Source organism: Aquiflexum gelatinilyticum, assembly GCF_024813435.1.
In the GTDB taxonomy this organism is placed as follows: Bacteria; Bacteroidota; Bacteroidia; order Cytophagales; family Cyclobacteriaceae; genus Cognataquiflexum; species Cognataquiflexum gelatinilyticum.
In genome coordinates, this window is sequence record NZ_JANAEZ010000009.1 from 150,326 (window position 1) to 172,110 (window position 21,785).

At 39.8% G+C, this 21,785-nt stretch carries 17 protein-coding genes; 8 read left to right on the forward strand and 9 right to left on the reverse strand.

The annotated features are described in order from the left end of the window. Positions 1 to 114 precede the first annotated feature (114 nt). The 5 genes from NK987_RS18000 to NK987_RS18020 form a co-directional block, all read right to left on the reverse strand. Entirely contained in the window at positions 115 to 975 is an 861-nt protein-coding gene (locus tag NK987_RS18000) for a DUF2490 domain-containing protein (protein WP_259264991.1), read from the reverse strand. 84 nt (positions 976 to 1,059) lie between these two features. After that, positions 1,060 to 2,298, reverse strand: coding sequence for an outer membrane protein assembly factor (locus tag NK987_RS18005; protein ID WP_259264992.1), 1,239 nt, complete (start codon positions 2,296 to 2,298; stop codon positions 1,060 to 1,062). A 200-nt stretch (positions 2,299 to 2,498) separates the two neighbouring features. Next, positions 2,499 to 4,604 (reverse strand): alkyl/aryl-sulfatase, encoded by a 2,106-nt coding sequence (locus NK987_RS18010; RefSeq protein ID WP_259264993.1) that lies wholly within the window; start codon positions 4,602 to 4,604, stop codon positions 2,499 to 2,501. Positions 4,605 to 4,713: 109 nt separating this feature from the next. Continuing rightward, a complete protein-coding gene (locus tag NK987_RS18015) occupies positions 4,714 to 5,868 on the reverse strand; it encodes a helix-turn-helix domain-containing protein (RefSeq protein WP_259264994.1) in 1,155 nt (384 codons plus the stop codon). A 311-nt stretch (positions 5,869 to 6,179) separates the two neighbouring features. After that, positions 6,180 to 7,340: a helix-turn-helix domain-containing protein gene (locus NK987_RS18020; RefSeq protein ID WP_259264995.1), complete on the reverse strand. Its 1,161-nt coding sequence runs from the start codon at positions 7,338 to 7,340 to the stop codon at positions 6,180 to 6,182. A gap of 214 nt (positions 7,341 to 7,554) precedes the next feature. Between NK987_RS18020 and NK987_RS18025 the strand changes: the two genes are divergently transcribed. The 6 genes from NK987_RS18025 to NK987_RS18050 all read left to right on the forward strand — a co-directional run bounded on the left by NK987_RS18025 (position 7,555) and on the right by NK987_RS18050 (position 13,062). Then, positions 7,555 to 8,193, forward strand: coding sequence for a DUF4136 domain-containing protein (locus NK987_RS18025; RefSeq protein ID WP_259264996.1), 639 nt, complete (start codon positions 7,555 to 7,557; stop codon positions 8,191 to 8,193). A gap of 4 nt (positions 8,194 to 8,197) precedes the next feature. Beyond that, positions 8,198 to 8,800: a hypothetical protein gene (locus NK987_RS18030; protein ID WP_259264997.1), complete on the forward strand. Its 603-nt coding sequence runs from the start codon at positions 8,198 to 8,200 to the stop codon at positions 8,798 to 8,800. Positions 8,801 to 8,836: 36 nt separating this feature from the next. Further along, the gene (locus NK987_RS18035) at positions 8,837 to 9,298 is read left to right on the forward strand and encodes a hypothetical protein (protein ID WP_259264998.1); all 462 of its coding nucleotides are present in this window, start codon (positions 8,837 to 8,839) and stop codon (positions 9,296 to 9,298) included. Positions 9,299 to 9,435: 137 nt separating this feature from the next. Next, positions 9,436 to 10,503, forward strand: coding sequence for a formylglycine-generating enzyme family protein (locus NK987_RS18040; RefSeq protein WP_420841189.1), 1,068 nt, complete (start codon positions 9,436 to 9,438; stop codon positions 10,501 to 10,503). A gap of 236 nt (positions 10,504 to 10,739) precedes the next feature. Further along, on the forward strand, positions 10,740 to 11,936 hold the full coding sequence (locus tag NK987_RS18045) for an outer membrane protein assembly factor (RefSeq protein ID WP_259264999.1): 1,197 nt from the start codon (positions 10,740 to 10,742) through the stop codon (positions 11,934 to 11,936). 469 nt (positions 11,937 to 12,405) lie between these two features. Next, entirely contained in the window at positions 12,406 to 13,062 is a 657-nt protein-coding gene (locus tag NK987_RS18050) for a DUF6266 family protein (RefSeq protein WP_259265000.1), read from the forward strand. A gap of 808 nt (positions 13,063 to 13,870) precedes the next feature. Here NK987_RS18050 and NK987_RS18055 read toward each other — a convergent pair. Continuing rightward, positions 13,871 to 15,085 (reverse strand): iron-containing alcohol dehydrogenase, encoded by a 1,215-nt coding sequence (locus NK987_RS18055; RefSeq protein WP_259265001.1) that lies wholly within the window; start codon positions 15,083 to 15,085, stop codon positions 13,871 to 13,873. Between the two features lie 77 nt (positions 15,086 to 15,162). After that, positions 15,163 to 16,572, reverse strand: a complete 1,410-nt coding sequence (locus NK987_RS18060; protein WP_259265002.1) for an aldehyde dehydrogenase family protein — start codon at positions 16,570 to 16,572, stop codon at positions 15,163 to 15,165. Between the two features lie 280 nt (positions 16,573 to 16,852). Between NK987_RS18060 and NK987_RS18065 the strand changes: the two genes are divergently transcribed. Further along, entirely contained in the window at positions 16,853 to 19,273 is a 2,421-nt protein-coding gene (locus tag NK987_RS18065; RefSeq protein ID WP_258423711.1) for an arylsulfatase, read from the forward strand. A 155-nt stretch (positions 19,274 to 19,428) separates the two neighbouring features. Further along, positions 19,429 to 19,839, forward strand: coding sequence for a hypothetical protein (locus NK987_RS18070; RefSeq protein ID WP_258423712.1), 411 nt, complete (start codon positions 19,429 to 19,431; stop codon positions 19,837 to 19,839). Positions 19,840 to 20,042: 203 nt separating this feature from the next. On the opposite strand, the gene NK987_RS18075 is transcribed toward NK987_RS18070, so the two are convergent. After that, on the reverse strand, positions 20,043 to 20,579 hold the full coding sequence (locus tag NK987_RS18075) for a DUF6586 family protein (RefSeq protein WP_259265003.1): 537 nt from the start codon (positions 20,577 to 20,579) through the stop codon (positions 20,043 to 20,045). Between the two features lie 709 nt (positions 20,580 to 21,288). Next, complete coding sequence (locus NK987_RS18080) at positions 21,289 to 21,768, reverse strand: hypothetical protein (protein WP_259265004.1); 480 nt, start codon at positions 21,766 to 21,768, stop codon at positions 21,289 to 21,291. Between the last annotated feature and the right edge of the window lie 17 nt (positions 21,769 to 21,785).

Sequence of the window (21,785 nt, forward strand, 5' to 3'; positions counted from 1 at the left end):
TGAATATTCGGACAATTTAAAAAGACAAGCGGATGAAAAAATGAAAGTCTTAATTGTACAGTAAACCTACAAAAATAATTCACCTGTCATTTACAGGTTGGAAGGTAAAAACCATCAGTCAATCACCGGTATTTCCTCAACTGTAATGGTCTTCTTTTTCCTAAAATCGAGTTGGTGAAAAAGTGTGATCCTAAAGGAATTGATGGTACGGGTTTCCTTGAGAAAGGGCTGTTGCTGTAAGATAAGCTGGTAAAGTACGGCCAAACTGACGGTTTTGGAAGGCGAAATCAGTACTCCCGCCAAAGTCCTGTTCTGGTCAAAAAGCATATACCCTATTTCCTCCTTGTTATGGATAAAAAACTCATTGGCCACCTGCCAACGAAAAGAAGTCTGTCTGTCAGGTCTTCTCGCGATCGGGCCATCTAATTGGATCAGATAGCGGTACCGGTTTGTGAGAAAGACTTCAGTTTCATCCAAAGCCGCATCTGTAAACAACTGTCTCCATCGGTGTTCAATCCGGATGCGGTGGGTGAAATTTATTTTCCCGGAAGAGTGGCTGTACTGAACCTGTTCATAAAGCCTGTTTTCATGCAGCCAGATCCGTTCTTGTTGAGGCACAAAAGTCCCAAACCATGCATAACCTGCAGTAATTCTGAACCCTGTTTTGGTATGGTAATTCATCCCCATCCTTGCCGCACTCAGACTTGAATTGAAAGGAATGATCCCGTTGGTCCTGTGATTAAGGTCGAAGCCATAACTCCATCTGTCAGCAAATCTTCCAGTGTGGTTATAAGTAAACCAATATTGGGGTTTATTGGATTGGGCCTGAACCTGAAATCCAACAAATAGAAAAATAAAAAAGGGGAAAAACATCCTTTTGGCCCTTTTCATTTTGGTACCTTTCTCGTCCATTGGTTTCATTGCTTCAGCTTGGGTATTGACCCGCTGAAACCAAGAAATAGACCCCAATTTCATGTACCCAGACCTTGGTATGTTTTTCACCCTTTTAACTAAATCCAAACCAAATATAAACCTACTATTTATTAACTACTAATTTTGTTAAAAGTACTCATTGAGGTTGAGGAACAATCCTTGCGCACCGTTTGCGCCAAAGCCATAATCAAGTCCTAGATTGACCCTTTTCTTTTCATTGATCATAAATCTCAAACCACCGCCATAACCAAAGACAAAATTTCTTGCCAGACTAATGTCTTCAGTCCTGCTACTTGCTGTAGTGGTATTCACGAATAGTACACCTCCCCACTTATTCTTTTCTCTTTGCAATGGAAACCTCCATTCAGTTTCTGCATAGACAATGTCTTCCCCCCTAATTCTTCCTTGCGTGTAAGGCCTGCCTGATCGGGCAAACATATCCCAACCTATGGCAGGAAGAGCAAGATATGGTGAAGTACCACTTGTAACAAACCAACCAAAAGTCCAAAAAGCCAATACATTACGTGCACGGTCCTTATCCAAGTTGACATAGGTTCGGTATTCCATCCATAATTGAGAGGCGTTTGTAGTGCTTCCCAAAAATTCAGGAAAAGCCCTCAGGGAAATAGCGGCAAGTTGTCCGACATAAGGATTAACTACATTGTCACGGCTATCAAAAGTGGCGTTTGCTGAAAGTCCTGACTGGGAATATTTTTCAGTACTTATTCCTTTTAAACTTTGATACCTGTAATGATGTGTAATTCTCTGTGGGTCGGAATCGAGATCAAGCTGTTTGTCATCAATGTTCCAAAAGATATCCAAATGGTAACCTATTCCATAAAACAGATTTGTTTGTTTGTGCCTTTTTTGAACGGTTTGATATAGCCTGAAATTATTAAAGGACATCATTTCCTGTTTTTGAAAAGGTGGATATGGATTGTCAGAAGGAACATCGCCCCCTCCTACCAATGTACTTTTGTCTAACACTGAACCTAGGCCATAAGTGGGTTGCGCATTAAGGTTAAAACGGATATCAGTCAAAAGATTGAATTTATCCTCTTTTGTAAAGGCATTTGCTCGAACGGAAGTAAAAAGCTGGTTTAGAGTAGTATAATAAATACCTATCAAGGCGGTTGAGTTCCTGGTATCGGCCTCTGTACCCATATTCCAGTTTACTCCCGGCAACACACCAAACAAAACCCCTACTGTGGGATTGGTGGCAATTACAGGCAAAATATTAATGTCGACTTTCTTTTCTTTTTTTGCTGTTTCTCCAACAGCTTTCTCCTCTTCTTGGCCAATTAACATCAAAGGGCTAAAAAACAAGAAACCAAATATCCATATAACTGTGAAGGACTTTTTCATTTTTTGTAGGAATATAATTTTGAATAATTAAATATAGGGGCAATGGATTTGGCATTTTAAGTATTCTTGCATCTATTAAAGCAATCATTGCAAAAAATGAAAAGCCGAATACAAAATGATTTCCTAAAATGAATCAGGGCTCTATCTTAGGAAATCATTTTGCTACCAAAGAAATATTTGGATTGAAATAATTTTCAAAATCAATCTTCGATATAAGCTGGTGCATCAAATCCACCATCTGCGGATTGGCTTTGGTACTTCTCCTTTTTGGTACCGGGAAGGATTTCAAATCTCGGATCAAACTCATCCAACATGCCTACCAGTTGGGCAAGAATCTGTGGGTTCCCTTCTACTTTTGCCTTTCCTTCTTTCAATAAATCTTCAAAGCTTTTGACGCCCATCATAGCCATATTAAGGTCTGACCTATTTAAGGTGAGTGTAAGGTCAGCATTTTTAGCTGTGAAGCCTTTTAGGTTAGACAGTGTAGAATTGCTAAGCTCCACCAAGAATTTTTCGTTGTTATCAGGGGTAATGATGTTCATCTTGAAGGTAATTCCTTCTGCCTTTTTGCTGTTTAGTTTTACACCAAGAAAATCAAGCCATGTTTCAGTACTCATTGCCCGGATGATATCCGGGGTTACAGATTTAGGCATTTCGCCTCCAGGGATACCGTTTCTAAGCTCATAAGCCCCAGCCAAGAAACTGTTCCTGACACTTGTACTTTCCTGTTGGTATCCTATCTGCTCATAACAATCCGCCAAAAGGTCTTTTGCTTCTTGGTTTTGCGGTTCTGCAAACACAAGTTTGTTCAAAAGCTCGGCAGCAGGCTTATATTTCCCTTCTTCAAAAAGCTCTTTACCTTTTTCAATAATCGGTCCGGCTCCGCCCATCATCTCTACAAATAACGGTGCAGATTCTCTTTCAGGCATCGGAATTAAAGTAAGTGGATTGGCATCCCAATATCCTAAATACCTGTTGATAATAGCCCGGCTATTATGCTCCACGGAGCCATGATAAGACCGCGCGGACCATTGTTTCTGTAAGCTAGCAGGCACTTCGTATACATTGTGAACTTCGTTGACTGTCACCCCTTGATTGGCTAGGTTCAAAACAGTATTGTGAATATGACCATAGGTATCACGCTGTGCACGTAGAACTTCCTGTACCCTTTCATTGCCCCATCTTGGCCAATGGTGTGAGGCAAACATCACATCAGCTTCCTCTCCAAACATATAGAGTGCCTCAGATATTTTTTTGGACCAAGTCAAAGCATCCCGTACCAATGCTCCTCTTAATGTATAGATATTATGAATCGTGGCAGTTACGTTCTCTGCCATCCACAATGCCTTTTTCTCAGGGATATAAGTATTCATCTCAACAGGCGCCTCCGTATTTGGTGTATTTTGGAAGATCATCTTTACACCGTCCACAACCAGTTCCTCAATTGGCTTGCTGATCGAAATCGTTGGCGCGATCAAACCAAGTGAGCCAGAAGAGACATTCTTTGACAAAGCTTGATCTACGTGTCCATAAGGACTCACCGGTAGCAGCACACCGTATTGATAGAATAATCTCCGGTTCATCGCATTACCTGCAATCACGTTTTCAGAAACGGCAAAATCCATAAACCCAGCCGGTGCAATTACTTTTACCTTTCCTGCGATCACATCCTCTTCATTGATAACTCCCCGCACGCCCCCAAAGTGATCGGCATGGGTGTGGGAATAGATCACGGCGGTTACGGGCCTTTCTCCCAACTGTTCATTTGCAAATTTCAATGCGGCTGCAGCTGTTTCCTTGGTAGTAAGGACGTCATATAAAATCCAACCTGTTTTTCCTTCGATCAAGGTCATATTGGACAAATCAAAGCCACGCACTTGGTAGATACCGTCAGTGACTTTGAACAAACCATATCCCATATTCAGCGTTGCGATCCGCTGCAGGGAAGGATGAATGGTTTGGTAGTCCTGCTCTTTTAGAAGGAAATCATACCTTCCAATATCCCAAATAACCCTACCTTCGGCGTTTTTGATTTGTCTGAAGTCCGGTGCAGCAATAAAGCCTTTCTGAGCTTCTTCATAATCCCTTTTATCTTCAAATGGCAAGGTTTTCTTCCAATTTTCCCAAATTGCTAAGGTGTGTTTGGATGGTGCTTTCCCTTTTGGATCGAAGTGATCTGCCACACTTAAATCATCTCCTGATGATTCAGTATTCTGATTGCTACAACTTAATTGGCTAAATAACAAAACCATTAAAAACAGGGTCAATAATGATTTAAAGACCGAATTGGTGTTAGTAAATTTCATAGAATTTTTATCTTTTGAATTATATACTTAAATGTAGTTAACACAGAAAAAGCAATCAGGATCTGGCAAAAAATTGATGCCAATCTTTATGAAAAATTGGCCAAATATATCAGGCTTTCTTTCTTTGGGATTTGATGTATGCAGAAGGGGATACATTTTTGAACTTCTGAAAAGCAAGTGTATATGAATTCCTGTTATTGAATCCTGACATTTCTGCAAGCCCAATGATGGATAGGTGCTCATATTTCCCTGATTCTATCAGTTTACAGGATTCGGCAATTCTCTTTTGATTGATCAAATCTGAAAAATTTGTGTTGAGGTGGTGGTTGATATATAGCGTCAACAAATAGACAGGAATTTCTGTATCTGCAGCCAATGAATGTATCGAGTAACCATGTTGGAGAAATTTCTTCTCGCTATCCAATACCTCCTCAAGTTTTGATTCAATTTCTCTTGTCTTTTGCTCGGACAAGGTTTCATTCCTTTCAGGTTTGCTTTTAATGGATTGCTCCTCGAATAGATTTTGATCCATCCCATAAAGGATTTTTGGAGAAAAAAGAAGTGCAAAACCTGTTACAATTGTAAGCAGAACAACAGTCAGATGAACCAATAAAAAATTCAAAATCGGATCTATGGCCCAAAACAACAGTAGGAAAGGAAAAAAAACCAAAAGTTCCAGTCCCAAAAATATCTTGATCCATATAAACCATTCTTTTGCAAAGCCTTTTGTATCCTGTTTTTTAGTATTGGTCCAAACAAGGATGGCCGAAAGTATCCAATAAAAAGCCAAAACCACTGATCTAAATGGTGTGTAAAAATCAAAATGAAAGAAACGGCTTTGGGAATATGATGTAAACAATACCGGATTGGAAATTTCTGATTGGATCAATGCTTGTTTTTCCACATTGTCCAACATAAATAAAGGCCAAAAATCCACCAAAATGACCACTAATGGCAACAAATGAACTAGATCTTTCCCTGTCAGTGCCCTTCCTGTCAGAACCATGCGGATATACATATACATTAATGGCATAAATAAGAATCCTGCCACATTACCGGTTCTGTACAAAAATGGAAAATGAAAATAATATCCTGAGGTAATAAGCCATACAATCAAAGAAATGTAGGTAAGAAATAAAAAATTAATCCCGAGAAGAATATTATGGTGATTTTTTTGGAAGCCAAAATAAATCAGAACTAAACCTACCAAAGACCCAATAAACATAGAAAAAAGGTAGAAAAGATTTACTGCTGTGATCTCCATAATCTAATTTTTTTCAATATTTAGGTGGCTGTAAAGTCTCTAATTTAGTTTAATTTCATTCATCAAATTTAAAGACTTAAAAAAAATCAGAGGCAATAATAATTGTAAACATTGATGGGAAATAACTTTTTTTTCAGTTGGGAGAATATAAATTGATTTCAAACATACAGGGAATTTTGTGTTAAAATCCTTTTTTGAAGGCCCTTTTTTTGAATTCCTTCTCATTCCCACGATATGTATCGTATTTACATCCCTACACTATTTGATTAGAATACAACTCTTTATTCCTAAAACCTTCCAACGGTCAAATGCTAATTGATTTGGGTTTTATAATAGGCAGAGGGAGACATATCTTTAAACTTCTTGAAAGCCAAAGAAAAGGAATTGCGATTATTGAAACCGCTGAGCTTGGCAAATCCTTCGATTGCCAAGTGCGAATATTTTCTCGATGCCATCAATTGGCAGCATTCTTCGATTCTCTTCTTATTGATCAGGTCTGTAAAACTTGTGTTCAAAACATTATTTATATACAGCGTAAGCAGATAAGTAGGAATGCCAGTGTCATCAGATAGGTCATGTATTGAGTAGCTATGTTGCAGATATTTCTTTTGATCTTCAAGTACAACCTTAATTTTAGTTTCTATTTCAGAGGATTTTTCCTTTGAAAGATTTTCAAGGATTTCTGTCTTAGATTTTTGTTTTTTAAGATGCGAGAAAAACAAATCCTTATCTAATCCATAGAGGATTTTTGGAAAGAACAAAAGAGAAAATGCAGTAGACAAATTAAGAAGTACTATGGCAATATGGACCAAATGGAAAGCTGTTATCGGGTCCACGGTCCAGAATAGTAAAAAAAAGGGGAAAAAAACCAAAAATTCCAAAACCAAGAAAACTTTAATCCAGGCAAACCATTCTTTTGAAAAAACTTCTTTACCAATTTTCATTGATCCTTTCCTGACCCAATACACTGAAAGAATCCAATAGATAGATAGAACGAAAGATCTGAAAGGCGTGTAAAATCCATCAGGGAAAAATCTTGACTGGTTAAATGATGTAAATAAGGCAGGATTGGATATTTCTGACTTGATTAGTGCTAGCTTTTCACTACTTTCCAAAAGCAAGACCGGCCAATAATCCACCAAAAAAACAAAAGGTATTATTAAGTGAAATGCATCTTTCCAGTGAAGTTTTTTCCCGGTGACTACCATTCTGATGTACAGGTACATCATGGGCATAAACAATAGACCTGTGAAATTTCCTGTCCTATAAAGCTGTGGAAAATAGACAAAATAGGAAGTGGTAATCAGCCAAATAATAAAAGAGCTGTAAGTGAGAACCAAAAAATTAAATCCAAGTAATATATTTTGCCTATTCTTCCGAAAACCAAAGAAAATCAAAACCACACCTACCAAAAAGCCGACAAACTGGGAAAATATGTAAAAAAAATTTTTCCAATCAAGGGATACCTCCATGGGTAAAAGTGTTTATTGTTTACAATTTAGGTGTTTATTTTTTATTATAATTCGAATTGCAAATTAAAAATTAAATTTCAATTCAGATATATCCTGCCAATTTTCCAATAATGTTTTCAGGAAAGTCAATCAGATAATTTGCTGTTTTGCTTTTTCCAAAAAACTATTCATACATTTGAAGCACTGTTTTTAATATTTAAAATTACCTTATTTAATGAAATTCAATTTAACTTCATTAGCATTAGTCCTTGGTTTACTTGTGTCAATTGGTTGTGCTCCCGGACTTCCTGAAGATGCCACTACACTTGATGTGGTCTACACCAATTTCAATCCTGACTTTGATTTTGCGCAGGGAACTACTTTTGCGATTCCAGAAAATGTGGTGATCGTCAACGAAACACCTATTTCGCCGGGCCAACAACCCCCATTTCTGGATTTTGTAGCTGGAAGAAGTATTCTTGGAGCAATCAGGTCCAATATGCTTGCAAGGGGCTTTACTCAGGTCAGCCAATTTGATAATCCCGATTATATTTTATTGCCTTCAGTTCCTGAAAGCAATTCACTTTTTTTCAATTACAATTGGTGGTTTTGGGATTGGTGGATCCCTAATTTGGGATCCGGGTTAGGATGGCTTTATCCGGGGTACCAGCCATTAGTATCCAGTTCGGTATCCACAGGCTCACTAGTGGTCCAATTGGTCAATATGAAAAACGTATCGCCAACCAATCAGCTGGAAGTTGATTGGGTAGTGATTGTCAATGGTGCGCTTACAGGGTCACAGACAAGCAATACTGAAAGAGCTGTAGCAGGTGTCAATCAGGCTTTTATCCAATCTCCTTACATCCAAAAGTGATTTCATGAAAATATATATATACCTGTCAGTAATATTGTTGGGTCTTTATTCCATTCCGGCTGCCGGTCAAGGGTCAATGATTCAGTTAAATTTTGCACCGGCTTTACCTGTTGGAAAAACAGCTGATTTTACAAAAAATTTTACAGGCCGAGGAGCTAATTTTGAGTTTTACAAAATGAATGAAAATCAGACTGGATATGGAGTAGAATTTGGAACCATGAATTTTTTTGAAAAAGTACCTGACCAATTGTTTGAAAGTGGCTCAGCCTCCCTTCATGGAACCCAATACAGGTATTTGAAGGTCACTCCTATTATGGGATCTTTCATTTATGTCTTTAATGCAACCAAACCATTTAAACCTTTTGTGGCTTTTGGTGCAGGGGCTGCCATCAATACCCAAACCGTCAGTATGGGAATATTTGTTGATAAAGTTTCTCCAAGACAGTTTATAATTCGACCTGAATTGGGAGCGATTTATCAGATCAGTGACTATGTAGGAATCAAACTATCGTCAAAATATTACCAAACCTTCGAAAATTCCGAGATGAGGGCCCAATCAATTTTAGGCTTCAACCTTGGATTTGTAATGCTTAATTTCGGTAAATAAACTACATCAAACTTTAAATTTTAAACAAACCTAATTATGAAAACAAAATTATTCTTTGCCCTGATGCTTTTTGCATTGCCTTTTATCAGTAACGCACAACAGATCAATGACGAGATCAAATTAATCCAATCTGCTTTTGGAATGGAAAAACGTGCTCTTGTGGAGCAATACATGGAACTGCCTGCAGATTCCCCATTTTGGCCAGTCTATGAAGCTTATGAAGTAGAAAGAAGAGAGCTGATGAAGGAAAGAGTATTTATCATCAATGAATATCTTGAAAAGTTGCCGAAACTTACTGAAACAGACGCAGACGCCTTGGCAATGAAGGCCATGAAAAACAATGCAGGTCTCAACGGTCTCACTGCCAAGCATTATAAAAAAGTAAAGAAATCTATCGGTGCGATCAATGCAGCGAAGTTTGTCCAGTTGGAAAACTACGTTCAGAATACCATTCTTCTAGCTATCTCTGAGAGACTGCCTTTCATTGGGGAGCTTTAATTTGTTGAAATTTTGAAACTTAATAAAACCTGTTCTTCATAAAAGGAGCAGGTTTTTTTATTCCTTCTGGCAAAAACAAGATATTGCTATTATTCTAGGACTGACCTACCTTTATGAAACCAAATTTAAAGCCAACCATGAAAAAATCCCACTATTTTGCTGTTCCGGTTTTGTTGACAGGATTAATTTTTGCACAATGTAATCCAAAGGAAAAAGAAGTAGAAGTCACGGCAAAGGAGATACAGCAAGCATCGGATTTTTCGAAGGAAGGGATGGTTTGGATTGAAGGCGGTTCGTTTTTTATGGGTACCAATGAGCAGGAAGCTTATCAGGTAGAAAGGCCGGCGGTAAAGAGGGAAGTCAAAGGTTTTTTTATGGATGTGACGGAGGTGACCAATGCCCAATATGCCAAATTTGTGGAAGAGACCGGTTATGTAACCGTTGCAGAAAGGCCATTGGATTGGGAAGAAATGAAAGTTCAGCTTCCTCCCGGCACCCCTCGGCCGGCTGATAAGGACATGCAACCCGGTTCCTTGGTTTTTTCTCCACCTGCCCAGGCTGTCTCGACACAAACAAATGACCTTGCGCTTTGGTGGAAATGGGTAGACGGTGCAAGCTGGAAACACCCCGAAGGTCCCGGAAGTAGTATCAAAGGAAAAGAAAACCATCCTGTCGTGCATATGGCGGATGAAGATGCTGAAGCCTACGCAAAATGGGCAGGAAAGCGGTTGCCTACAGAAGCGGAATGGGAATATGCCGCAAAGGGAGGAAAAGAAAGCCAACGCTACGCTTGGGGTGTTGACTTCAGGCCAAACGGGCAATTTATGGCGAATACATTCCAAGGGGATTTTCCTCACTCCAATGAAGGAAGGGATGGCTTTTTGGGAACTGCACCTGTCAAAAGCTTTCCTCCAAACGATTTTGGACTTTATGACATCATAGGAAATGTTTGGGAAATGACAAGTGACTGGTTTGATGCAGCTACCTTTCTCAGGATGTCCGGTGAGGCTCCGGCACTCGACAGTGCCATCAGCAAATGCTACAATCCGGATAATCCTTACGCCATTGAAAAAGTCATCAAAGGAGGTTCTTTCCTCTGTGCGGATGATTACTGTATCAATTACCGGCCCTCAGCCAGACAGGGACATGCCTACGACAGCGGCACTTCTAATGTTGGTTTCAGATGTGTTGCAGACAAAAAGTGATTTCTTTCTTTGATTGCTCTTTAAATTTGAAATCAATTGAATTTATTAAAAATTCAAACATTTCCCCCCTGTTTTGGTGATCTTATATTGGTTTCATTTTACTTAAAAGTAAGTTTTATTTAGGTGGAAGTAAATTGGGATTTCCAGTGGAAAGCCATGTTACTTCCTGATTTTAATCTATTATATTTGAGTATAAGCCCTAAAATAACCTTCCACCATCCCCTATTCCGGCTACCATGAAGACTCTAATTCTTTCTTTGGCATTCTTTGCTTTTCTGCATGTAGTTGAAGCCCAGGACACCACTACCTATAAATCAAATAAAATCAATGACCTCAAGTGGGTACCACTTCCGGCTGTAGGTTCCAATCCGGCAAACGGGTGGATGTTTGGTCTTGCCCCTTCTGCCACTTGGTACATGGGTAATCCTGCCGATACCAAGATGTCAAATCTGGTTGGAAATTTTCTTTATACTACCAAAAAACAATGGATCTTCAGTTCAAGAAGCAACATCTTTTTGGACAAAAACAAATGGATCCTAGTCGGTGATTGGCGTTATTTCATCACCTCTCAGCCTACTTTTGGATTGGGAAGCAGTGCTCCAAACATTCCTGAGGAAGATCCTGCCAGACCTGGGGTATGGCATGGAGAGCAACAAATGGACTTTAATTTGATAAGGTTTTATGAGACTGTATTGAGGAGAATTGGGGATTCCAAGTTTTACCTGGGCATGGGCTATCATTTTGACCTACACTCCAAGATAAATAGTTTTACCAGTGAGGAGAACGCTCCTACTTTGGAGTTTTCCCATGATGCATATAATTTGGCACGGGGATTTTCAACAGAAAAATACGTCCTTTCCGGAGTCACACTAAATGCCATCATGGAAAACAGGGACATCGCTGTCTCACCTTACGAAAAAAACTTTGCCTTGCTTTCTTATAAAATCAATCCCACTTTTTTGGGTTCAGACCAATCGTCCAGTACCCTATTGATGGATTACAGGCATTATTTCAATCTCAGTGAAAGAAGAAAAAGACACCTCATTGCGGTTTGGGGTTACGGCAATTTTCTTGTCACCGGTAATCTCCCCTATATGAACCTTCCTTCCATCGGATGGGACATGTTTGGCAGGTCAGGACGGGCATATGCACAGGGTAGGTTTCGAGGAGAAAGCATGGTCTATACTGAAGCTGAGTACAGGTTTCCACTTCAGCAAAATAAAGAAACCTTTGGAGGTACTGTTTTTGTGAATGCAGGAAGTTTCAGCAGTCGTGACACCAATGAGAAGCTTTTTGAGCAATTCAATCCTGGATATGGATTGGGTCTTCGGGTTATGATCAACAAGAAAAACCGGACAACAATCACCGCAGATTATGGCTGGGGCCAAAAAGGAAACTCAGGGTTTTACTTGAATGTGAACGAGAGTTTTTAAAGAGACAAGAATCCAGATACAGGAATTGAGAAGAGAATGGAAAAAAAAAAGGGTAGTTCCAATAATTGTCTTTTTTAGAATATGGGGTCCAAATGAACACAAAGCCCAGCCAAATCTGTACTACCTTCTGAAGGCAGGGATTGGACAAATCTTCAAAATTTCAGCATCTGTCTATTTTTAGTTCGTAAATAAAGTTAACATTATAATTGAGTTTGCCCCCTCTTTCCCTCTACCCAAATCCATACCAATCCTGAGGCTCTCCTACACCATAGTAGACTCGCATCTATACTTGAGCTACCCATTGACCAATCCAAGTCCAATCCATGACCAATCCATGTCCAGTCCTTAATCAATATTTTTTTTAGTATTGGGGTATATCGCATGAGTGGAATTCGAGAATTTAATTATCGAATTTGGTAGTTTCAATTTATTGTTTATATCTTAAGTTTTCATTTTAAACGTCACCCCCATGGCAAGTGTAAATGATTCACCCGCAGGAGATTTAAATGGTAAAGTAGGAGGCTTAGTGTATTATAAGGTTGGAGGTAAAACTTACGTCCGGCAAGCTCCCTCAAAACAGACTAAAGCCCAAAAGAAAAAGACCCCACCACTCAAATTACTATACCAGAGCAAAATGACCCTTACCCAACGTCACCTGAAATCGCTTAAATCACCGATAGCATTTGGTTTTCAGAATTTGGCCGTTGGAGCAAGAAGGCCTTTCCACGCCTGTGTTTCCTACACTTTAAACAATTCCTTCATTGCTGATGGGCCAAAATTTGCCATAGATCCATCATTGATAAAGGTGAGTCGGGGACCGCTATTGCCCCCACTAAATGCGAAAGCAGAAAAAGTGGACAATGGTTTCTACATCACTTGGCAAAGCAATGCACATTTTTCAAACGCAAAACCTTGGGATAAAGCCTTTATAGTGTTGCATTATCCCGACCAAATGTTTTCGGAATACATCACCTTCGGAAATGATAGGTCTTCTGAAAGCCAATTTGTTCAGCTTTGGGAGAGCATGCTAAAGAAAAAATGCCATGTTAACCTTGCTTTCAGTCAGGATCAATCAAACAATGGTAATATCTTACTTTCTGATTCTGTTTATTTGGGTTGGTTGTAATTATTCATGGGAAAACAGCCCTTTATTTATGAAAGAATATTTTCTCAATCTCTTAATGGTAAAAGATTGGAGGCGGTGGTGAAAGGATCAAATATTTTTTTATACCCCGAGTTTCGTTCCTCACTCGGGGTATAAAAAAAAGAATGCGATTCCTATTTTTGGCCGAAAAAAACTAAAGAGAGATAAAGGGTTTCCGCCAAATATTAGGTAAGGTCAAGCCCTTTCATGGTTGGCCTTACCTTGATCGAACTCGATCCGGAGGTTGCTACCCGGGGTAAATAGAGGTTCGAGTCTTTTGTGGTCATTTATAGATCAGGATTTTGTTGGCAAAAGATCCTGAAAGGATCAAACTATTTTAATTGCCCCGAGTGAGGTACCAAACTCGGGGATAAAAAGAACAATCTGACTCAGGTTTTTGGCCGAGGTAATGGAAAGAGAAGAATCAGGTTATCTCCAAAAACAGGGGTGCTTAATCTATGAAATTACATTCCTGAGACAAAAGAGTTCAACCCTTTTCAGGGTTGATTTATCCTCGATTGTTTTCTATCATCGGGTTACTACCCAGGGTAAATAAAAATTTGACCCCTTTCGGGGTCAAAAGTTATTCCTCGTTTCTCTTATTTTTATCTGTGGCCTCCTGGTAGTATAGGTAAACCCATTCTTTTGCGCCTCTTAGCGAAACCTTCTTTTCCATTGCGGTAAAAGAAAAAATTACGGTAAACTGAGCAGCAAAGAGAAAGTAAAGATGGACATTGGTGCAGACACAATTTTGTCTAAGTGATCTCTGTGGCCTCAGTGGCAAATTGATTTATATTCCTTTGATTTTCATATAAAGTTTTTCCAAATCTTCCTTAAACAAAATTTTTGGTACTGGGTAAAGTGGGTTGGCTTCTGCCAATGCCCTGCTGATCATTTCCGGTAAATCGCTTTCCTTGATTTCCGGAATGTTACTTTGGATACCCATTTTTTTGTTCATGTCTTTCAGGTACTGAACAAAAGCATTTGCTTTTTGGGCGTTTGTAAGGTTCCCGTTGACAATACCAATATGGTCTGCAAGTTCGGCGAGTCTTTTGCCTGAAGCACTTCCATAAAATTCCAACACGTGTGGCATGATGATGGCATTGGCTTGTCCATGCGGATATCCATAAAAGCCGCCAATTGTATGTGCAATGGCATGAACATATCCTACGTATGCACGTGTGAAAGCCACTCCTGCCATATAGGAACCTTTAAGCATTGCTTCCCTGGCCTTCAGATCTCCAGGGATGTTATAAGCTTGAAGCAGGTTTTGGTGGATAAGGGTTATTGCTTCCAACGCTGCTTTTCTAGTTTCATTGGTATTGCTACGCCCGATGTAGGATTCTACAGCGTGGGTCATGGCATCCATTCCGGTTGCTGCAGTGATATGGGGTGGAAGTTTTAAAGTAAGCTCAGGGTCCAGTACTGCATAATGGGGAATGAGACAAAAATCATTGATGGGATATTTTTCGTGGGTTTCGGAATTGCTGATTACTGCGGCCAAAGTTACCTCACTTCCCGTTCCGGCAGTGGTGGGGACTGCAATCAATGTCGGGATTTTGAAAATCACTTTCAATACACCTTTCATCTTCCCGACCGGTTTATTTGGACGACTGACCCTCGCTCCTACTGCCTTGGCACAATCCATCGGTGAACCTCCTCCAAAAGCAATGATGGCTTTGCAATTGTACTGATGATACATTTTCAATGCCTCTTCGACATTTTCAATGGTAGGATCGGGCACAGTTTTGTCAAAAACAGCATATTGGCAGCCATTGACGCCAAGTTCTGTGATCAGGTTATCCAATAAACCCAACTTCATCAATGTACTGTCTGTCACGATCAAAACATTCTTGATTTTTAACTGCTGAAGCAAGTCCGGCACATTCTTTACACATCCAGCACCCTCCAACACCACCGGTTTCCTCCAGGGAAGTAATGGCATGGCGAGTTTAAACGAGGCTTGATAAAGTCTATAATATAATGTTAGAATGGTTTTTCTCATTTTTTCTTATTGATTGTTTGGCATTTAAAAAGTACCCGAACTTCTTTATTCTATTGCTTTCTTGGATTGAATCCCTATCAAAACCATTTTAACAGACCATCGATTAATACCTCTTTTGCTTTGTTATAAGGTGGGAATAAAGGTGTCACAGCGGTGAAGCCGACTCTTTGCTTGAGGAGAGATTTTTGATTGGTAAACTCCAAGAAACCAAAATGTCCATGTGACTTTCCAATCCCGGAATTGTTTACCCCCCCAAAAGGAAGTTCCGGATGGATAAAATGCAGCACGCAGTCATTGGCCACAGCACCACCTGAACTGGTCTTTCTAAATATGTATCCCAACTTTTTATCACTTTTAGAAAATGCGTAAAGGGCTAATGGTTTTGGCATTTTGTTTACAAAATTCAAAGCCTCATCTATATTTTCATAGTCCATCACCGGAAGTATGGGTCCGAATATTTCATCTTCCATTACTTCCATGGATTCCTTGACCATGGTAAGGATAGTCGGCTCTATAAAATTTTCTTCTGGTATATTTTTACCTCCTTTGGCAATTGTGGCTCCATTTTCACAGGCATCTTCTACCAATTTGTTGAGCCGGTTGAAATGTCTTTCATTGACTATTCGGCCATAGTCAGGACTTTTTTCCACTCCCTGTCCATCGCTGACATACAGTGTATCAATGGCTTCATTCAGATTTTGGACAAATTCATCCCGTAAGGATCTAGGCACCAAAACAAAATCAGGAGCTACACAGGTCTGTCCGCAATTGATGAATTTGGTTGAAGCAATTTTCCTTGCAGCGTCTTTGAGGTCCGCATCCGGTGCTATAATTACAGGGGATTTCCCTCCCAATTCCAAGGTTACAGAGCCCAGATGATCTGAAGCCGATCGCATCACAATCTTCCCGACCATGGGACTTCCAGTAAAAAAGATGTGGTCAAATGGTTTGGCAAGGAGCAGCTGACTGGCCTCAAGCCCGCCTTCAATAACACACACCATGTTTTTTTCGAAGATCTCCCCTATCATCTCTTTGATCAATGCAGAAGTATGGGGTGTCATTTCCGAAGGTTTTATCATCACTGTACAGCCTGCACTCAAAGCGGATACCAATGGACAAATTGCCAGATTGAAGGGATAATTCCATGGGGCAATGATCAGACTTGAACCTTTTGGTTCATATTGAATCGAAGCTTTGGTACCAAGAAAAGTGACCGGTGTAGGAACCCTTTTTGTTTTCATCCAATTTTTAAGATGCTTAATGGTATGCTTGGCTTCTGATACCACCGGGTAGATTTCTGAAATATCTGTCTCCGTGTAAGGTTTGCGATAATCCGCATACATGGCTTTTCTGATATCCTCCCTATGGTTCAATATCCAATCATGAAGCTTACGGATGAGTCCGATCCTTTCCTCCGCAGTACTGGATCTCATAATTAAAGCCTGCTTTTTTTGCAAATCGAAAACCTCATTGATTTTGGTTTTCATCAATTCAACATCCATTTTTTCTAAAATTTGATAAGGAAACAATTTTCATCCTTATTAATTAGAAACCAATTTTTTGAAATCCGATGTGGTATTCATTCCAATAATGCTTCAAACATTCCTTGAATTATGGCAAGATTTTCCAAAGATTCTTTTCGGGAAACAATAAGTTTGACAGAATAAAAAAACTCTTATAAAATAAGAAAGTAGAAACTTTTGAGTATTTGAGAGAATTGATAAAAGCTGGAAAAGTCTTTTTAAAAATTACAAATAAATATTCCATATGAAAAATCGATTAATACAATTGTTCATGATATCAGGCTTGCTTGCATTTTTTGCCTGCGGACCCAGCCAAAATGAGTCTGATTCGGAAATAGGTGCTGAAGGCATTGAAATTTCCGAAGGCATAGACAGAACAATACTACCTATCAAACACCCGGAAAGGGTAAGGTACAGCGAACTCGATGTGCGCAATACCACGCCGCCACCAAAATTTGAAGTTACGGCTCCAAAAGACGCTCCAAACGTAGTTATAATTTTGATGGATGATATGGGATTTGCTGTTCCCGAGACCTTTGGCGGTCCGGCATATATGCCTACCCTCGACCGTCTTGCCAAAAACGGCTTGACATATAACAGATTTCATACCACTGCACTTTGTACCCCAACAAGGGCAGCCTTGCTTACGGGTTACAATCCACACTCCGTAAACCTTGGCATAATTACTGAATTAGCAACTTCTTATCCCGGTTACACTTCTATTCGCCCTCAATCTATTACCCCGTTGGCTGAAGTCCTCAGGCAAAACGGATATAGCACGGCCCAATTTGGAAAAAGCCACGAGACTCCTACTTGGGAAAAATCAAGTAACGGACCACAAGACAGATGGCCCACCCATTCAGGCTTTGAGAAATTTTATGGATTCTTAGGTGGAATAACCAACAACTGGGCACCGGTCATTTATGATGGGGTAACCATGATAGAAACTCCCAGCTATCCCGGCTACCATTTCACCAACGATATGACCAATCAAGCCGTTTCTTGGGTAAACAAGCAACAAGCTTTGCAGCCCGACAAACCATTTTTCATCTACTATGCACCGGGTGCAACACGAGCCCCGCATCATGCCCCTAAAGAGTATTCTGCCAAATATAAAGGCAAATTCGACAAAGGTTGGGATGTATTGCGTGAAGAAACACTGGAGCGTCAGAAAAAATTGGGCATCGTCCCTGCCAATACAATCCTTCCTCCAAAACCGGAGCAGATTCAGGATTGGGCCGATTTATCACCTGTTGAACAAAAATTGTTTGCCCGACAAATGGAGGTTTTTGCAGGGTTTGCCGAGCATACAGACCATGAAATCGGCCGCTTGATCGATGCGATCGAAGAAATGGGTGAATTAGACAATACCATCATCTTCTTTATTGCCGGTGACAATGGCTCAAGCGCCGAAGGTCAGCAAACAGGAATGTTCAATGAATGGACCTACTTCAACCGGGTAAAAGAAAATGTTGATGATATGATGAAGCTCTATGACGAATGGGGAACAGAAAGTACCATTCCACACATGGCTTCCGGATGGGCAGTAGCTACCAATAGCCCTTTTACATGGACAAAGCAAATGGCTTCAGATTTTGGAGGAACCCGCAACGGGATGGTGGTGCATTGGCCTAAAGGCATAAAATCCAAAGGGGAAATGAGAAACCAATTTGGCTTTGTCGCTGACGTGGCTCCGACAGTTTACGAAGTGACTGGAATCCCTTCCCCCAAAATGGTAAACGGCATTGCACAGGATCCTATCGAAGGTACCAGTCTTGCATATTCCTTCAACAATGGAGACGCACCGGAACAACATACTGTGCAGTATTTTGAAATTGGCGGAAACAGGGCTGTTTATCAGGACGGTTGGTATGCCCGAACAATTCACCAGGCTCCTTTTTTGCCAGAACCATTTAATACACTGCAAAATGATGTTTGGGAATTGTACAACACCAAAGAAGACTTTAGCTTATCCAATGACCTTTCGCAAAAAGAGCCTCAAAAACTCAAAGATATGCAGTCTCTATTTATGAAGGAAGCCGAGAAATACCATGTATTACCCATTGATGATCGCACGGTAGAGCGAATGATAGCAGAGGTCGCAGGCAGGCCAACTGTGATGGCACCAGGTAGAACATCTATGAAGCTTACAAAGGACATGAAAGGTCTGGGGGTGGATGTATTTCCTAACTTACAAAATACCTCCTACACCATTACCGCTGAGGTTGAAGTCGGACCCGGGGGAAATGGGGTTTTGGTTTGCCAAGGAGGACGGTTTGGAGGATTATCATTCTATGTCAAAAACGGAAAGCCATTCTTTACCTATAATTTCCTAGGATTGAATTCCACCACCATTTCTTCAACCCAGACTTTGGCACCCGGAAAACACACCTTGGTGTATGATTTCAAATATGATGGCGGCGGACCAGGCCGCGGTGGTGTTGGAACGATTACCGTGGATGGTCAAAAATTTGGAGAAGGCCGCATTGAAAGGACCCAACCTGGAATTTTCTCTGTGGTGGATTTGGCAGATGTAGGTGTTGATTTAGGAACTGTTGTGGCAGATTATGGTACGTCAAGTAAGTTTAATGGTAACATCAAAAATGTAACAATACAGCGCATTGCTGCAACCGTTCCATCAGAAGCCCCGGCCATAATTGATTAAAAGGTAAGTTCAGCTTGATGACTTGCTCCAATTGGCTATTTAGTCACGGAGGTTTTAAAGGAAGAATTTCAGTGAGCATTTACCGCGGTAATCTCATTGAAATTCTTATTTATTTTCTGAATTAAAGAGAAAAGATTATAAACGGCTTAAAGAAAATGATCATAGATAAATTTTTATCAAATTTCAAATGGATCATGGCCCTTTGCGGCTTATTAACCTGTAGCATGTTTCTTGGGCTTTTTTCACCGGAAGCATCACTTCAAATGAATTTTGGGGAAATTCCCGGTTCATCACCATATGAAAGTATTATCGTGCGAAATTGGTCTGCTTTATTAGGGCTAATCGGAATAATGTTACTTTATGGGGCATTAAATCCCTCTGTCAGGTCTTATTCATTGATTATTGCAGGAATAAGTAAAGTCATTTTTATCGCTTTGGTGCTAACCATTGGCAGCCAATACCTTAGCAACCAAGTCGGCACGGCAGTAATGGTGGATTGCCTCATGGTATTTTTATTTACCTTTTATCTTATTCTTTCTGCATTTATAAAAAAAGACACTGTTTAAGAATTACAATAAGGCAAAGACAAGAACCGAGATGCGAGAGCCGAGAAGCGAGAAAAAATGAATAATTCAAAATGATAAATGCGACTTAAACGCTGCGCAGTCTTGATTTATTTAGCCACTTTCTTAAGCTGTTGGTTATAAAAATAAAAAAACTCCCAAGCATGAAGACCTGGGAGCATTAGAATAAGGAGTACAAGATTTTTTTATTTTTTAGGAGCTTTGCCGCTTCCAAGCAGGGCTGATTCTCTCAGTTCAGAAATTAGCCTCCTCATTTTTGCCTGCCAATCTTCAAATCTCTCCATTATTGGATTTGTAGGGATTATAACCACATGTTCTACAAGGTTAGAGACTTCCTTGTCCACTTCAGATTTCTTTCCTTTTTTTGCTGGCTTTACATTGTTGGGATCAAAGGACCTCAATTCTGCAAGCCAATTCTTTTTGCCCAATAATTTCCCGAGTTTTTTAACTTCCTTGAGGGACTTTTTTGATTCCGGTTTGGCTGATTTGAGGTGATCGATTGTCAGGTGTTTTCCTTTAAGTCCAAGGCCGTATAATTCATTGATCTCTGCCAAGAAAGCATCCACAACTCCGTTTAAGTGAAAAAGAAAAGATCCTTGGTGTGCTTTTTCAAGGTCTGAACCTACTACTTTGGGTTCTTTCAAGGCATCAAGATACAGCTGTGCATATCTCAATTTGGCATCCGTATGTTCCTTGAGGGGGGAATATTTCTTCATTTTCATGGGTTGTCTGTGTTTTTGGTAAAAGTACCCAAATTCAATAATCCAATTTCCAATGTTAAGTGATTTTTTGGAAAATTGAACAAAGGGAATCTGTTATGAAAATCCTTCAAATTATTTTTTTATTAAAAATGAATCTCTTGTGGAAACAAAAAGACAGTGATTTGATAACCGATTAAAAAGTACCCTGATTGAAAAAGAATGTAATTTTGAAGCAGATATCAAGTGTATTTTTAGGCTTCACGGGTATAAGGCACTGCTAATGGCAGTGCCTTTTTTTTGGCCATCCCATAATTCCGGTCAATTTTTACCAAAATTCTTTTGGGTTATTTTAATGTTAAAAGAAAGCTTCTCAGGTCAATAAAAGACTAAAATTTGATAACCCTGTAAAAAGAGATTCCATTAAAAGAGGGGGTAAATTTGTACTTCCAAAACATGGAAGCTTTTTAGACTGTATGGGTAAATAGGCACTGTCAATGACGGTGCCTATTTTTTATTCTTGGTCTATCCGGTAAAATAATTGAAAGGATTAGAATTGGAAATGATCTTGGGAGGATAGACAAAGAATCGTTAAAAATTTTACTGAACTGCCACAGCGGATATTATTGTCAAAAAAAGCAACTAATTCAGATTCAGGATTATGCCGGAAACAAAAAAAATGGCAGGTATTACCTGCCATTTTTTTCCCGTTCTCAAGCCCTATTAATTACTGTTATGGTTTAATCGTAACCTTTTCCTTCAGTTCTGCGATGGATTTTTCCAAATCATCCATTTGTTGGTTCAATTCGACCCTGACGTTTTTCCAGGTATCGCTTCGGATAGCCGGAGTATCATTGACCACCGCTATGAGTGCGCGATTTTGATTGATCAAACTTGTCAGTTCTTCGTCATAAGCAAGTTTGCGGTCTGTTTTATCGGAACTGAACCCTTCTTTGATTTCCTCCAGGCTTTGGGTATTTGCCTTTAGCCTTTCTTTGGTTACCATCAGGTATTCGGTGACTTGGGTGGCTGAGTCAGAAGCGACTTGGTATAGGTCCACTTTTGCTTCGGTTACCTCATCCTGCTTTTCTTCTACTTTTGATTCAGCATCGTCCATTTTCTCCTCTATTGGCTTGGAGCAACTGCCAAAGCCAAACCCAATTGCCGACACTAGCAGCAAACTGCTTACTTTAGATTTGATATTCATCATCATGGTGATTAGTGGTATTT

Bases quoted from the DNA above. Each gene is read 5' to 3' on its own strand.
- NK987_RS18000 (WP_259264991.1), bottom strand. From the start codon at position 975: ATGAAATTGGGGTCTATTTCTTGGTTTCAGCGGGTCAATACCCAAGCT.
- NK987_RS18005 (WP_259264992.1), bottom strand. From the start codon at position 2,298: ATGAAAAAGTCCTTCACAGTTATATGGATATTTGGTTTCTTGTTTTTT.
- NK987_RS18010 (WP_259264993.1), bottom strand. From the start codon at position 4,604: ATGAAATTTACTAACACCAATTCGGTCTTTAAATCATTATTGACCCTG.
- NK987_RS18015 (WP_259264994.1), bottom strand. From the start codon at position 5,868: ATGGAGATCACAGCAGTAAATCTTTTCTACCTTTTTTCTATGTTTATT.
- NK987_RS18020 (WP_259264995.1), bottom strand. From the start codon at position 7,340: ATGGAGGTATCCCTTGATTGGAAAAATTTTTTTTACATATTTTCCCAG.
- NK987_RS18025 (WP_259264996.1), top strand. From the start codon at position 7,555: ATGAAATTCAATTTAACTTCATTAGCATTAGTCCTTGGTTTACTTGTG.
- NK987_RS18030 (WP_259264997.1), top strand. From the start codon at position 8,198: ATGAAAATATATATATACCTGTCAGTAATATTGTTGGGTCTTTATTCC.
- NK987_RS18035 (WP_259264998.1), top strand. From the start codon at position 8,837: ATGAAAACAAAATTATTCTTTGCCCTGATGCTTTTTGCATTGCCTTTT.
- NK987_RS18040 (WP_420841189.1), top strand. From the start codon at position 9,436: ATGAAAAAATCCCACTATTTTGCTGTTCCGGTTTTGTTGACAGGATTA.
- NK987_RS18045 (WP_259264999.1), top strand. From the start codon at position 10,740: ATGAAGACTCTAATTCTTTCTTTGGCATTCTTTGCTTTTCTGCATGTA.
- NK987_RS18050 (WP_259265000.1), top strand. From the start codon at position 12,406: ATGGCAAGTGTAAATGATTCACCCGCAGGAGATTTAAATGGTAAAGTA.
- NK987_RS18055 (WP_259265001.1), bottom strand. From the start codon at position 15,085: ATGAGAAAAACCATTCTAACATTATATTATAGACTTTATCAAGCCTCG.
- NK987_RS18060 (WP_259265002.1), bottom strand. From the start codon at position 16,572: ATGAAAACCAAAATCAATGAGGTTTTCGATTTGCAAAAAAAGCAGGCT.
- NK987_RS18065 (WP_258423711.1), top strand. From the start codon at position 16,853: ATGAAAAATCGATTAATACAATTGTTCATGATATCAGGCTTGCTTGCA.
- NK987_RS18070 (WP_258423712.1), top strand. From the start codon at position 19,429: ATGATCATAGATAAATTTTTATCAAATTTCAAATGGATCATGGCCCTT.
- NK987_RS18075 (WP_259265003.1), bottom strand. From the start codon at position 20,579: ATGAAAATGAAGAAATATTCCCCCCTCAAGGAACATACGGATGCCAAA.
- NK987_RS18080 (WP_259265004.1), bottom strand. From the start codon at position 21,768: ATGATGATGAATATCAAATCTAAAGTAAGCAGTTTGCTGCTAGTGTCG.